The 13,892-nt window shown below is 74.1% G+C and carries 12 protein-coding genes; 8 read left to right on the forward strand and 4 right to left on the reverse strand.

Annotated features, from left to right (window positions below):
* Positions 1–19 precede the first annotated feature (19 nt).
* A complete protein-coding gene (locus JS756_RS22765; RefSeq protein WP_205385027.1) occupies positions 20–670 on the forward strand; it encodes a ScbR family autoregulator-binding transcription factor in 651 nt (216 codons plus the stop codon).
* Positions 671–711: 41 nt separating this feature from the next.
* Positions 712–1,902 carry a damage-control phosphatase ARMT1 family protein gene (locus JS756_RS22770; RefSeq protein WP_205385028.1) on the forward strand — a complete coding sequence of 397 codons (1,191 nt, stop codon included), beginning with the start codon at positions 712–714 and terminating at the stop codon, positions 1,900–1,902.
* Positions 1,903–1,913: 11 nt separating this feature from the next.
* Here the strand turns inward: JS756_RS22770 and JS756_RS22775 are convergent, their stop codons facing one another.
* Positions 1,914–3,227, reverse strand: coding sequence for a cytochrome P450 (locus JS756_RS22775; RefSeq protein ID WP_205385029.1), 1,314 nt, complete (start codon positions 3,225–3,227; stop codon positions 1,914–1,916).
* A 161-nt stretch (positions 3,228–3,388) separates the two neighbouring features.
* Between JS756_RS22775 and cyc2 the strand changes: the two genes are divergently transcribed.
* A complete protein-coding gene (cyc2, locus tag JS756_RS22780) occupies positions 3,389–5,551 on the forward strand; it encodes a germacradienol/geosmin synthase Cyc2 (RefSeq protein ID WP_205385030.1) in 2,163 nt (720 codons plus the stop codon).
* Positions 5,552–5,594: 43 nt separating this feature from the next.
* On the opposite strand, the gene JS756_RS22785 is transcribed toward cyc2, so the two are convergent.
* On the reverse strand, positions 5,595–6,329 hold the full coding sequence (locus JS756_RS22785) for a CTP synthase C-terminal region-related (seleno)protein (protein ID WP_205385031.1): 735 nt from the start codon (positions 6,327–6,329) through the stop codon (positions 5,595–5,597).
* A gap of 92 nt (positions 6,330–6,421) precedes the next feature.
* Between JS756_RS22785 and JS756_RS22790 the strand changes: the two genes are divergently transcribed.
* Positions 6,422–7,288 carry a LysR family transcriptional regulator gene (locus tag JS756_RS22790; protein WP_205385032.1) on the forward strand — a complete coding sequence of 289 codons (867 nt, stop codon included), beginning with the start codon at positions 6,422–6,424 and terminating at the stop codon, positions 7,286–7,288.
* Positions 7,289–7,395: 107 nt separating this feature from the next.
* A complete protein-coding gene (locus tag JS756_RS22795) occupies positions 7,396–7,971 on the forward strand; it encodes a PDZ domain-containing protein (RefSeq protein ID WP_205385033.1) in 576 nt (191 codons plus the stop codon).
* On the opposite strand, the gene JS756_RS22800 is transcribed toward JS756_RS22795, so the two are convergent.
* Complete coding sequence (locus JS756_RS22800; protein ID WP_205385034.1) at positions 7,964–8,719, reverse strand: metallophosphoesterase; 756 nt, start codon at positions 8,717–8,719, stop codon at positions 7,964–7,966. The two genes, JS756_RS22795 and JS756_RS22800, sit on opposite strands and share 8 nt — an antisense overlap.
* A 297-nt stretch (positions 8,720–9,016) precedes the next feature.
* Here JS756_RS22800 and JS756_RS22805 point away from each other — a divergent pair, with 297 nt between their 5' ends.
* On the forward strand, positions 9,017–10,144 hold the full coding sequence (locus tag JS756_RS22805; RefSeq protein ID WP_205385035.1) for an aminopeptidase P family protein: 1,128 nt from the start codon (positions 9,017–9,019) through the stop codon (positions 10,142–10,144).
* A 49-nt stretch (positions 10,145–10,193) separates the two neighbouring features.
* Entirely contained in the window at positions 10,194–11,150 is a 957-nt protein-coding gene (locus JS756_RS22810) for a phosphotransferase family protein (RefSeq protein ID WP_205385036.1), read from the forward strand.
* A 194-nt stretch (positions 11,151–11,344) separates the two neighbouring features.
* Here the strand turns inward: JS756_RS22810 and treZ are convergent, their stop codons facing one another.
* Positions 11,345–13,090: a malto-oligosyltrehalose trehalohydrolase gene (gene treZ / locus JS756_RS22815; RefSeq protein WP_205385037.1), complete on the reverse strand. Its 1,746-nt coding sequence runs from the start codon at positions 13,088–13,090 to the stop codon at positions 11,345–11,347.
* A 174-nt stretch (positions 13,091–13,264) separates the two neighbouring features.
* Between treZ and JS756_RS22820 the strand changes: the two genes are divergently transcribed.
* Entirely contained in the window at positions 13,265–13,816 is a 552-nt protein-coding gene (locus JS756_RS22820) for an FHA domain-containing protein (protein WP_205385038.1), read from the forward strand.
* Positions 13,817–13,892 lie beyond the last annotated feature (76 nt).

The raw sequence follows: 13,892 nt of genomic DNA on the forward strand, positions 1-13,892 counted from the left end.
GTCGTAGGAGTGTCCCTCGATGCCGAGGCAGTTACGCGCCGAGCAGACCCGCGCGACGATCATCACAGCCGCCGCCGACCTGTTCGACCGGCGCGGCTACGAAGCGACGAGCCTCAGCGACATCGTCGAGCACGCCAAGGTCACCAAGGGAGCCCTGTACTTCCACTTCGCGGCGAAGGAGGATCTCGCCCACGCCATCATCGAGTTGCAGTCGCAGGCCTCCCGCCAGGTGACCGGTGACGTGGACGTGCGCGGGTACCCCTCGCTCGAATCGCTGATGCGCATCATGTTCGCCATGACCCGGATGTCCGTCGAGGGGCCGGTCGCGCGGGCCGGACTCCGCCTCGCCACGGGGACGGTGACGGTACGGCCGCCCCTGCGGCACCCGTTCACGGAGTGGCTGGAGATCGTCACCCAGCGGCTGCTGGGCGCGGTCCGCGAGTCCGACGTCCACCCGGACGTCGACATCGATGCCGTCGCCCACTCCCTCGTCTCCTTCTTCGTCGGCACCCGGGTCGTGGGCCGCTCCCTCGAACCCGCCGCCCGACTGCCCCGCAGAATGGCCGAGATGTGGCATGTCCTGGTCCGCGGTCTGGTGCCGGTGCCGCGCCGCCCGCGCTACATGACCCTGATCACCCGGCTGGAGAGGGAGACGACGGCACCCGTGTGAGAACGGCCGGGACGGCGGGACGCGGAGGTACCGTGAGCCGCATGCCCGACACCCCCGCACCCGCCCCGGCCGCCCCCGTGCTGCTCGGGAACGAGCCCGGCTCGTTCCCGCACAGCGTGCTCGCCCGACGGCATCCCGCCATCATCCGGCAGGTGCGCGAGGCGTTCCCCTACGGCCCCGGGATCCGCGGCGCCCTCGACGCGCTGCTGGAGAGCTGCACCGACGGCGTGATCGAGCCGTTGCCCGCCGGCGCACCCGACCGGGACCGCTGGCTGTCGTGGGGGCTGGGCTCCCACATCGGCCGGTCCTGGTTCGACGTGCCGTGGCTGTGGTCGGAGAGCTACTTCCACCGTCGCCTCCTGGAGGCGACCGGCTACTTCGCACCCGGCGCCTGGCAGGGCGTCGATCCGTTTCGCCCGACCAAGCTCGCCGAACTCGACTCCGCGGAGACGGACGAGGAACTGACCGCGCTGGACGGCCTGCTGACGCTGCCCGCCGACGAACAGGCGCAGGCCCTGCTGCACGGCTCCCTGTGGGGCAACCGCGCCGACCTGAGCTTCCGCCTCTCGGCCGGTGACCCCGCCGACGCCGCGCCCGCGCCCGCCCTCGTCGCCGACGACAGCGCCGCCCTGTGGTCGCTGCTCCCCGCCGCGGGGACCGGAACCCTGTGCCTGGTCGCCGACAACGCGGGCCGGGAGCTCATTCCCGACCTGCTCCTCGTCGGGCACCTGCTGTCCGCGGGACGCGTCGCGCGTGCGGTCCTGCATCTCAAACCGCATCCCTACTACGTCTCCGACGCCACCACCGCCGACCTCCTCGACGCGCTGCGCCGGCTGACCGCCGCCCCGGGCGCGGCCCGGGACCACGGGCGGCGCCTGTGGGCGGCGCTCGAGGACGGCACCCTGACCGTTCGGGCCCACCCCTTCTCCGCCGGGCCCCTGCCGTACGCCGAGATGCCCGGCGACCTGCGGGCCGAATTCGCCGGGGCCGCGCTGACGATCCTCAAGGGCGACCTCAACTACCGGCGCCTGGTGGGCGACCGTCTGTGGCCGCCGACCACCCCCTTCGCCGATGTCACCGCCCACTTCCCCGGCCCGGTCGCCGCGCTGCGCACCCTGAAGTCCGATGTGATCACCGGCCTGGACGCCGCCACCGAGGCCGCCCTGGTCGCCGCCGAGCAGCAGCGGTGGCGGACCGGAGGGACGCACGCGCTGATCCAGGTGCGGCGGTGACCGGGACCACCTCAGGCGAGGTGCAGCGGCAGTGTCTTGATGCCGTTGACGAAGTTCGACACCAGCCTCACGGGCTCTCCCGCCAGCCGGAGTTCCGGCAGGGTCCGCTGCACCTCCCGGTGCAGGGCGCGCAGTTGGAGCCGGGCGAAGTGCGCGCCGAGGCAGACGTGCGGACCGTCGCCGAAGGACACGTGCGGGTTGACGGTCCGGTCCGGGTCCAGCCCGTCCGGGTCGGCGAAGGCACGCTCGTCGCGGTTGGCGGACGCGTGCAGGACGACCACCTTGTCGCCGGCGCGGATGCGCCGCCCGGCCAGTTCGGTGTCCCGCACGGCGGTACGGCGGAAGGAGAGCACCGGCGGATGCCTGCGCAGCAACTCCTCCACGGCGCGGTCGGGATCGGCCGTCCCCGCCCGCATCCGCGCGTAGGCCGAGGGGTGCCGGGCCAGCTCCAGCAGCCCGCCGGGGGCCGCGGAGCGCACGGTGTCGTTGCCCGCGACCGTGAGCAGGAAGAAGAACATCTCCAGTTCGGCGCCGGCGAGTTCGGCGTCGTGCGCCAGGGTCGTCAGTACGTCGTCGCCGGGGTGGCGTCTCTTGTACGCGGCCAGCTGACGGGCGTAGGCGAACATGTCGCCCAGCATCGCGGGGGAGCGCGGGTCGACCGGACGTCCTGCCGCGTCGCGCACCACGGGCCCGGCCTCGTCCGGGTCCTGGTAGCCGATCACCCGCTGCGTCCAGCGCAGCAGCAGCCCGCGGTCGCTCGCCGGGACGCCCAGCAGGTCCGCCAGGTTGAGCAGCGCGTAGTCGTCGGTGACCGCGGTGACGACGTCGACGGTGCCGTCGCCGTCCCGGGCCTGCGCCACGGCGCCCGCGAGCAGGGTGCGGGCCCGCTCCCGGACCACCTCCGCGAAGCGGTCCACCCGGCCCGGGGTGAACGCCCGGCTCACGAGGCGGCGCAGGCGGCCGTGCTCCGGCGGGTCCTGATTGAGCATCATCCTGCGGATGAACGGCAGGTCGGCGGGGTCGGGGTCACGGATCTGCGTCGCACCCAGGTGGGAGGAGTACGTCGTGGAGTCCTTCAGGACGCGCACGACGTCCGCATGGCGGCTCACCGCCCAGAACCCCGGCCCCGCCGGCCAGCCGAGCACCTCGGGCTCCTCCTGCCAGGACACCGGGTGGTGGTCGCGCAGGACGCGGTACGCGGCGTACGGCACCGCTTCGGCGTACTGCCGGGGATCGAAGACGTCCGGCACCGGCGGGGTGTCCGCCGCCGGCGGCCTCCCGTTCGGCGTCCGCGGTCTCGTGCCTGCCCTCTCGAAGGAACCCATGCGGGCCACGGTGGCCCGGCCGCCCGGGTCGGGCAAGAGCGCCCGCGCGGGAACAGGCCGATTCGCCCCGGACGCGCAGGCGTTCGGGGCGGCTTCACGCGATGGTGTGATCATGTCCCTACCCTCGGATGGGGCCAGAAAGGCCTGGGTAGAGGGCGGCCATGACGCAGCCGTTCGAACTCCCGCACTTCTACATGCCGTATCCCGCGCGGCTCAACCCGCACCTGGAGGAGGCCCGCGCCCACTCCGTGCAGTGGGCGCGGGACATGGGCATGCTGGAGGGCTCCGGGATCTGGGAGCAGACCGACCTCGACGCGCACGACTACGGCCTGCTCTGCGCCTACACCCACCCCGACTGCGACGGCCCCGCCCTGTCGCTGATCACCGACTGGTACGTGTGGGTGTTCTTCTTCGACGACCACTTCCTCGACATGTTCAAGCGCACCCAGGACCGTGCCGCCGGAAAGGCCCACCTGGACCGGTTGCCGCTGTTCATGCCACTGGACCCGGCGGCCGAAGTGCCGGAGCCGGAGAACCCGGTGGAGGCGGGGCTCGCGGACCTGTGGGCGCGGACCGTGCCGTCGATGTCGGTGGACTGGCGCCGCCGCTTCGCCGTCGCCACCGAGCACCTGCTGAACGAGTCGATGTGGGAACTGTCCAACATCGACGAGGGCCGGATCGCCAACCCGGTCGAGTACATCGAGATGCGCCGCAAGGTCGGGGGGGCGCCCTGGTCGGCGGGTCTGGTGGAGTACGCCACCGCGGAGGTGCCCGCGTCGGTCGCGGGGGCGAGGCCGCTCAGGGTCCTGATGGAGACGTTCTCCGACGCCGTGCACCTGCGCAACGACCTCTTCTCCTACCAGAGGGAGGTGGAGGACGAGGGGGAGAACAGCAACGGCGTGCTTGTGCTGGAGACCTTCTTCGGCCGCGGCACCCAGCAGGCCGCCGACACCGTCAACGACGTCCTCACCTCGCGACTGCACCAGTTCGAGCACACCGCGCTCACCGAGGTGCCCGCCCTCGCGCTGGAGCAGGGCCTGACCGCGGCCGAGGTCGCGGCCGTCGCGGCGTACACCAAGGGGCTGCAGGACTGGCAGTCCGGCGGTCACGAGTGGCATCTGCGTTCCAGCCGCTACATGAACGAGGGCGCTGTCCGTTCCTCCGCGCCCTGGCGGGTCCCGACCGGGCCCGGCACCTCCGCCGCCGACGTGGGTGCCCTGCTCGCCTCGGCCGCCGCGGAGCGCTCGCGCGCCTACCGGCACACTCCTTTCCAGCGGGTCGGGCCGTCCCTGCTGCCCGACTTCCCCATGCCGTTCCCCCTGCAGCTCAGCCCCCACCTGGAGGGCGCGCGAGGCCGCCTCGTCGCGTGGTCGCACCGCATGGGCATCCTCCTGGAGGGCGTCTGGGACGAGGACAAGCTCGCCGCCTACGACCTCGCGCTGTGCTCGGCCGGACTCGACCCCGACGCCACCCCGGAGGCCCTGGACCTGAGCGCCCAGTGGCTCGCCTGGGGAACGTACGGCGACGACTACTACCCCCTCGTCTTCGGCAACCGCCGCGACCTGGCCGCGGCCCGGCTCACCACGTCCCGGCTGTCCGGGTGCATGCCGGTCGACGGCGAGGAGCCCGTCGTCCCGGTCGACGCCATGGAACGGGGGCTGGCCGACCTGTGGGCGCGCACCACGTCGGCGATGACCCGTGAGCAGCGGCGCACCCTGAAGGCCGCGATCGACGTGATGACCGAGAGCTGGGTGTGGGAGCTGTCCAACCAGCTCCAGAACCGCATCCCCGACCCGGTGGACTACCTGGAGATGCGGCGCGCCACCTTCGGCGCCGACCTCACCCTGAGCCTGTGCCGGATGGGCCTCGGCCCGGCCGTGCCGCCGGAGGTGTACCGCAGCGGCCCGGTGCGCTCGCTGGAGAACGCCGCCGTCGACTACGCCTGCCTGCTCAACGACGTCTTCTCGTACCAGAAGGAGATCGAGTACGAGGGTGAGATCCACAACGCCGTGCTCGTCGTGCAGAACTTCTTCGGCTGCGACTACCCGGCCGCCCTGGGCGTCGTCCACGACCTGATGACCCAGCGGATGCGGCAGTTCGAGCATGTCGCCGGGCACGAACTGCCCCTGCTGTACGACGATCTGTCACTCTCTCAGGAGGCGCGCGCGGCGATGCGGGACTACGTGGCCGACCTGCAGAACTGGATGTCCGGCATCCTGCACTGGCACCGGGAGGTCGACCGCTACAAGCCCGACTTCCTGGCTCGGCGTGCCCACGGCTTCCTGCCGGACCGGCCGCCGGCGCCTGTCCTCACCGTGGGCTGACCGCTGCCGTCCGGGGCGTCCGAGGCGCCCCGGACAGCAGCGGTCACACCGCCTGGCCGACGGCGCCCGAGGCGTGCGCGACGGCGGCCCGGGCCAGCGCCCGGACCACCGGGTGGGGGCGTGATCCGTCCCCGTACAGTTCCGGCTGGAACAGCGTGGCCAGGAAGAAGGGATGGCCGGGCAGTTCGGCGATGCGGACCTGGCCGTCCTCGTCGTGGCCGGAGAAGCGGAGCCCGCCGGCGTGCAGGGTGTCGAGGTGGCGGGAGGGGCCGTACGCGCAGAAGTAGCGCTCGACGGTCCGCTCCGCGCCGATCACGGACTGGGCGAGCGTGCCCGGTTCGACGGCGACGGCCGCCTCGTGCCCCACGAGCGAGCAGGCCAGCGGCTCGATCAGGAGGTCGTCGGCGCCCGGATCGTTCTCGGCGTGTGCGACCCGGGTCAGGCCGCACACATGGCGGGCGTACTCCAGCAGCGCGTGCTGGAACCCGCCGCACGTGCCGAGGAAGGGGATGCCGTCCTCACGCGCGGTGCGGATCGCGGCGAGGACGCCCGCCTCGCTGCGGTAGGGGCTGCCGGGCAGCACCCACACGGCGTCGAAACCGCGCACCGCGCCCGGGGCGGCGGCGTCCTCACTGGGGATCCAGTAGGCGTCGAGGACGAGCCGCTCGCGGTCGGCGAGGGCGTCGAGCAGCAGCGGGACGCGGGTGTGCGAGACGACGTGCGGGGAGCGGTCGCCGACCAGGGCGATCCGGGCGGCGGGAACGGAGGAGTGGGCCATGTGCCTCATCCTCGGCGCCGCCCGACTTCACGTCCAACGATGATGACTGGACGCTCGATAAGCAACACTGATGGGGTGGGATCCTGTCCGCCATGGACCCGCACCTGCTGCGCACCTACGTCACCGTGGCCCGCCTGGCCTCCTTCTCCGCGGCCGCGCGGGAACTCGGCTACACCCAGTCCGCGGTGTCCCAGCACATCGCCGCGCTGGAACAGGACCTCGGCACGCCGCTGCTCACCCGCCGGCCCGTCGCGCCCACGGCCGCCGGGGAGCGGCTGTCGGAACACGCGGGTCCGCTGCTGCTGCGGCTGGACGCGGCCCGCGCGGACATCGCCCGGACGGCGGCCGCGCCCGAGCAGGGACTGACGCTCGCCACGACGCCCACCGCGCTCGGACCGGGCGTCCTCGCCTCCCTGCCGGCCGCCGGAGCGACCCTGCGCGTGCTGCCCCGCGACGCGGTCCCGGCGGCCGTCGTGACCGGCGGGGCGGACCTGGGCCTGGTCGACGGCCTCGCCGCGCCCAGCGACCCGTTGCGGCTGCCCGACGTGGCACCGTTGACCACCCGTGGCGTAGCGGAGGAGCCGGTCCGTGTGCTGCTGCCGGCCACGCATCCGCTGGCCGGGCGCCTCGCGCTGCGTCTGGGCGACCTCGCCGACGCGCGCTGGCTGGACGCCCCCGACGCCGGCCTGCCGCTGGACCGGCTGCGCGCGCTGAACGGGGGGCGTGGCTTCCGCCCGTCAGTGCGCTGCGAGGGCACCGACCTGCGCAGCCTGACCGCGCTGGCCGCGGCGGGTCACGGCCTGGCCCTGCTGCCGGCCTCGGCCGCCGTGTCGGTGCCGGGCGCGGTGGCCGTGCCGGTCAGCGAGCCCCGGGTCGTGCACCGCGTCGAGCTCGTGCACGCGGGCGTGCCGGCCGGGGCGGCGGCCGTGCTGGCCGCAGCGCTCACCGCGGTCGCCTGACGGCCGGTCGCCGGTCCGCCTCCCACGGTTGATGCCGGGTCAGTCTCACTCGTTCGAGGCACGTCGCGCTCCGGTGCGCCGGGTAGAGCACCAGTCGGAGGCGATCGATGGAACAGACTGCGTTGCGGCCCAAACCGATGCCCGGCCGGGAACCCGGCGGCGACCCCGGGGCAGGCCCGGTCCGCCGTCCGCGCGCCGTGCGGCGCCGCGGCCGGAGGCTGTCGACCCTGATCTTCGGCCTGTTCGTCGGGACGGTCCTGGTGCTGGCCGGTGTCGGTGTCGGCGCGACGGGGGCCACGGTGATCGGGGCGGACCGCCTGGCCGCTTTCCAGTGGCACGTCCAGCACACAGGGCGGACCCCGGCCCGCGCCGCGTCCGCCCCGTCGTCCGCGAGCGGGGCGCCCGCGCAGTCGCCGACCCGCGCGAGCCTCGGTGTGGAGGTGATGGACGCGCGGAAGACGGGCGCGCTCGTCGTCGGTGTCCATGTGCCCGGCCCCGGCCACTCGGCCGGCCTCGTCCGCGGCGACGTCGTCCTCGCCGTCGGCCGCACCCGCATCGGCTCGTCCGCGGACCTCGCCCTGGCCGTGGCCCGGGCCCGCCCCGGCCGCGAGGTCACGTTGACGGTCCGGCACCGCGGCGGCGGCTACCAGCAGTTGCCGGCCGTTCCCGGCGTCGTCACGTGACCACGCGGAAGTGGCTGGTGAGCCGCCGGTCACCGGTCAGCACGTGGAAGGCCAGGCCGACCGGCGCGTCCCGGTCGGCGACCTGCTCGCCCTCCCAGGGCAGCCGCAGCGTCCACGTCACCCCGGGCCCCACGACCAGGGGCCGCCCGGCGAAGGAGGCGGTGGCGGGCGTGTGGGCGTGCCCGGTGATCAGTCCGGCGATCTCCGGTCGGCGTGCCATCAGCTCGGCCAGGGCCTCCGGACGGCCCAGCCCGTAGCGGTCGGGCAGGGGGTGGTGCAGTGCCACCGGCGGATGGTGGAACGCGAGGACGACGGGGCGGGAGCCGTCCAGTTCGTCGAGCGTCGCCTCGATCCACGCGTACGTCTCCTCGTCCAGCGCCCCCTCGTCCCGCCCCGGGACGCTGGAGTCGCACATCAGCACGGCGCCCTCGTCGAAGACCCGGACGCTGTTCACCGGACTCCGCGACGCCGGCTGCCCGAGCAGGGCCTTGCGGTAGGCGGCGTGGTCGTCGTGGTTGCCCGGGCAGGTGAGCACCGGGAACGGGGCGCTGCGGTCGTGCAGCCCGAACAGGCGGGCGGCCTTCTCGTACTCCGCCTCGGCGGCGTGGTCCGCGATGTCCCCGGTGACCAGCAGCGCGTCCACCGGGCCCGGCAGCCGCCACAGATGGTCGCGCACACGGCCGGCGCGCTCCGCGGCCCGCGTGCCGCCGTCCAGGTGCAGGTCGCTGATGTGGGCGAGTACGAGCACGGTGATGCGCCCCCCTTGTCGGTGTGCCACGGGGGTCCGCCGATGGGCCACGGCGGCGATCGCCGGGTGTAATGGCTGTTTCTCATCCAAGCATTAGCGCTAATGGTTGAGCAAGGTGCAACCATTGAGGTGGGGTGTGCGGCCTTCCGGGCGCGCCCGCCCCGTGAATCCGCCACGACCCGCGAGAACCCGCCGATCGGCTCGCGTGGCCCGCGCGGGCCGGGCAGGATGCTGGCAGGCCACGGACCGACGCGGAGGGACACCCGCCGGTCCCCGCATCCGCCCAGGGAGGACCGCATGACCGGCAGGGCCCCCGCGCCGTTCACCGCCGCCGACCACCGCGCCCGCATGGAGCGCGCCGCACGGGCCGCCGCCGACGCAGGACTCGCCGGGCTCCTGGTCGCCCCTGGCCCCGATCTGGTGTGGCTCACCGGCTACGCGCCGACCGCCGTCACGGAACGCCTCACTCTGCTGGTCCTGACCGCCGACCGGGACCCCGTCCTGGTCGTCCCCGCCCTGGAGGCCCCGGACGCCGCGCGGGCCCCCGGGGCACCCGCGCTGACCCTGCGCGACTGGACCGACGGAAAGGACCCCTACGCGGCCACCGCCGCCCTCCTCGACGCCGGCGGCCGATTCGGCGTCAGCGACAACACCTGGGCCCTGCACCTGCTGGCGCTGCAACGCGCCCTGCCCGACAGCACCTACGCCTCCCTCACCGACGTCCTGCCGATGCTGCGCGCCGTGAAGGACGACGCCGAACTGCGCCTGCTGGCCGCGGCCGGCGCGGCGGCGGACCGGGTCTTCGAGGAGATCCGCACGCTCCCCTTCGCGGGCCGCCGAGAATCCGACGTCGGCGCCGACCTCGCCGAGCTGCTGCTCCGCTTCGGCCACGCCCAGGTCGACTTCACGATCGTCGGTTCCGGCCCCAACGGCGCCGACCCGCACCACGAGGTCGGCGACCGCGTCATCGAGCGCGGCGACATGGTCGTCCTCGACTTCGGCGGCCTCAAGGACGGCTACGGATCCGACACCACCCGCACCGTGCACGTCGGCGAACCCACCGAGGAGGAACGCCGCGTCCACGACATCGTCCGCGCGGCCCAGGAAGCGGGCTGCGCCGCCGTCCGGCCCGGCGCCGCCTGCCAGGACGTCGACCGTGCCGCCCGCACCGTCATCGCCGACGCCGGCTACGGCGAGTACTTCATCCACCGCACCGGCCACGGCATCGGCGTCACCACCCACGAACCGCCCTACATGATCGAGGGCGAGGAACAGCCCCTCGTGCCCGGCATGTGCTTCTCCGTGGAACCCGGCATCTACCTGCCCGGCCGTTTCGGCGTCCGCATCGAGGACATCGTCACGGTGACCGAGGACGGCGGACGCCGCCTGAACAACACCACCCGCGAGCTGGTCACCGTGGACTGAGCACCCCGGCCGGCCCCCCGCACCCACACCGACTGACAACGGCGCGACCATGACCCAGGCACCGACACCCACCGCGGACACCGTCCGCCGACTGGTCCGTACCCTGCTGAAGGAGAGCGCGGCCGGCGCGCAGGACGCGGACACCGCCGGCCCTGCCCTGCGGCCTGTCGCCGAGGGCGGCGAGCACACCTGGTGGGTCGGCGCCCGCCTCGTGCTGCGCCTCGCCCCCGACCGCGAGGCGGCCCTCCGCAGGCGCCGCGAGCTGCGCCTGCGCGACCTCGTCCGCGCGCACGTCCCGGTCGCCGTGCCGACGAGCGTCGCCCACGGCGAATGGACGCCCGGACTGACCTACACCCTCGACACCAAGGTGCCCGGCGTCACGGCCGAGGAGCACGACGTCTCCGCCGTGGGCGAGGCAGACCTGGCCGGGCTCCTCACCGGCCTGCGGGAGGTGCCCGCCCGCCAGGCCGAGACGCTCGGCGTCCCGCGTGCCCCGGCTCGCTCTCTGGAGGCGCTGCGGCGGATGGCCGTGTCCGTCGCGGGGCGCCTGGACGACGCCGACGAGTTCGACGCCACCCGGCTGAGCCAGCTCACCCCTGCCGCCGCGGCACAGCTGGCCGCCCAGCCCGGCACCGCGGTCCTCGTCCACCACGCCCTGCGGGGCGAGCACCTCGTCGTCAGCGCCGACGGACGCGTCCGCGGCGTCCTGGACTGGACCGAGGCGGTCCTGGGCGACCCCGCCGAGGACATCGCCGGCCTCGCCCTCGCCGTCGGCTCCGGCGCCGCCGTCCGCGCCGCCACCCTCGCCGGCTACGGCGCCCGCCCCTGCCTGCGCGGCCTGTGGCTCGCCCGCTGCGACACCGTCCTGCGGCTGGCCGAACATCTCGACGGCCGCGCCGCGACCCCCCTGCCGCTCCTGCGCATCCGGCTGCGGCGGGCCTGGGAGGCCATCCTGCTGGAACGCGTGACGGAACTCAGGGAGAGCGGTCGGGAGGACGACCACTGAGGGCCTGACGCACGGAACGCGCCCCGCAGGACAGGCGTCCACCTGCGTGCTTCGCCGGCCCGTGTTCCCCGGGAGGCCTCCGCGCAGCAGGCGTTCCGGGAAGTCCGCAGCCGGCTGTCCCCACCCGGCGGAACCGGGAGCCGCCGCCGGCCGGCCCCGGGAGCCGCCGCCGGCCGGGTGTCCCCGGTCCCGCCTCACTCCTGTTCCAGCACCACGCAGGACTCCCCGGGCAGGTGCAGGAGCCCGTCCGGCCCCGGCTCGCGCACCGGCTCCCACGCGGCCAGCACCCGTGCCGGGCGCGTGCCCAGGGGGATCGACGCCGGCTCCTCGCCCAGGTTCACGGCCACCCGCACGTCCCCGCGCCGGAAGGCGAGCCAGCGGGCCTGCTCGTCGTACGCCACCTTGGTGTCGGCGAGATCCGGGTCGGTCAGGTCGGGCTGGGTGCGGCGCAGGGCGATCAGCCGGCGGTACCAGTCCAGCACGCGGGCGTGCGGCTCCCGCTCCCGCTCCGGCCAGTCCAGGCAGGAGCGGTCCCGCGTGGCCGGGTCCTGCGGGTCCGGAACCTCGTCCTCCGCCCACCCGTGCGCCGCGAACTCCCGCCGCCGGCCCCGCCGTACGGCATCGGCCAGCTCCGGGTCGGTGTGGTCGGTGAAGAACTGCCAGGGCGTGCTCGCCGCCCACTCCTCGCCCATGAACAGCATCGGCGTGAACGGTGCCGTCAGGGTCAGCGCCGCCGCGCAGGCCAGCAGCCCGGGGGAGAGCGTCGCCGACAGCCGGTCCCCCTGCGCCCGGTTGCCGACCTGGTCGTGGGTCTGGCTGTAGCCGAGCAGCCGGTGTCCGGCGACGCGGGCGCGGTCCAGCGGGCGCCCGTGGTGGCGGCCCCGGAAACTGGAGTAGGTGCCGTCGTGGAAGTAGCCGCCCGTGAGGGTCTTCGCCACTGCCGCGAGGGGAGCGCGGGCGAAGTCGGCGTAGTACCCCTGCGCCTCGCCGGTCAGCGCCGTGTGCAGCGCATGGTGGAAGTCGTCGTTCCACTGGGCCTGCAACCCGAGGCCGTTCTCCTCGCGCACGGTGATCAGGCGCGGGTCGTTCAGATCGGACTCGGCGATCAGGAACAGGGGCCGGCCCGTCTCGGCGGCCAGCCCGTCCACGGCCGTGGACAGCTCCTCCAGGAAGTGACACGCGCGCGTGTCGGCCAGCGCGTGCACCGCGTCCAGCCGGAGCCCGTCGATCCGGTAGTCCCGCAGCCACGCCAGAGCGCTGCCCACGAGGAACGCGCGCACCTCGTCCGAGCCCGACGCGTCCAGGTTCACCGCCGACCCCCAGGGTGTCTGGTGGGTGTCCGTGAAGTACGGGCCGAACACGGGCAGGTAGTTGCCCGAAGGGCCCAGGTGGTTGTGCACCACGTCGAGGACCACGCCGAGACCGAGTCCGTGCGCGCGGTCGACGAACCGCTTCAGCGCCTCGGGCCCGCCGTACGGTTCGTGCACCGCCCACAGGGACACCCCCTCGTACCCCCAGCCGTGCCGGCCCGGGAAGGGGCACAGCGGCATCAACTCGACGTGGGTCACGCCCAGTTCCGCGAGATGCCCGAGCCGCTCCGCCGCGGCGTCCAGCGTGCCCTCGCGGGTGTACGTGCCCACGTGCAGCTCGTACAGCACCGCCCCAGGCAGCGGACGGCCCTCCCACCCGGCGCGCCACCCGTACCGTCCGTGGTCGACGACGGCGCTCAGCCCGTCCGGCCCGTCCGGCTGGCGCCGCGAGCGGGGGTCGGGCAGCACCGGGCCGTCGTCCACCGCGAAGCCGTACCGGGAGCCGTCCCGCGCCTCGGCCCACCCGGTCCACCACCCCACCCGTTCCTGATCGCGCTCCAGCGCGTGCGTGGCGCCGTCGCACTCCAGCGACACGCGTTCGGCCTGCGGTGCCCACACCTCGAACTGCACGGACGGTTCCCCTTCGTCTGCTCACCGTGATGTAGCCCGTCCATGGTGCGTCAAACGAGATCAATCCGCTTTTGAATCATTCCCTTTGCGGCGGGTGTCGTCCCGGGTACGCGCGTGGGGCCCCGTTTCCCCGTTTTCTGGACACCCGGGGTTCGCTGGCCGACAATCACCAGCGTGACGTCGTCCTTCGAGTTCCCCGCCTGCCCCGCGCGGTTGTCCGACGCGGAGCGCGACCGAGCGCTGAAGGTGCTGCGCGAGGGTGTCGCCCTGGGCCGGCTCTCGCACGACACCTTCATCCGCCGGATGGAACTGGCGCTGGCGGCCCGCCGCTCGGACGAGCTCGCCGCCCTCACCGCCGACCTGCCCCGGGAGAACCGTCTCTCTCGCGCCGTGTTCGGTGCCGTCGAGGCCGTCTCCGGCTTCACCGTACGGCTGCGCAGCGCCTGGCGGGCCGAGCGGCTGCCCAAGCTGCTGCTGCCGCACCCCGCCACCGGCCGGCCGCTGCGGATCGGCCGCGACCCGCTGAACGGGCTGCGGCTGAGCCACGAGACGGTCTCGCGCGTGCATGCGGAACTCAGCCGCCAGGGCGGCATGTGGGTGCTGCGGGACCTCGGCTCCACCAACGGCACCACCGTCAACGGGCGGCGCGTCCTCGGCGCCGTCGTCGTCCGCGAGGGCGACCAGGTGGGGTTCGGCAGCGTGGCGTTCCGGCTCTCCGCGACCTGAACCGCACGGCGGCAATTTTCCCTCCCGGCGGCGGTGTTGACGTTCCTGCCGAGCCGTGACTGACTGTGCGTACACC

This window comes from Streptomyces actuosus, assembly GCF_016921115.1.
Lineage (GTDB): Bacteria > Actinomycetota > Actinomycetes > Streptomycetales > Streptomycetaceae > Streptomyces > Streptomyces actuosus_A.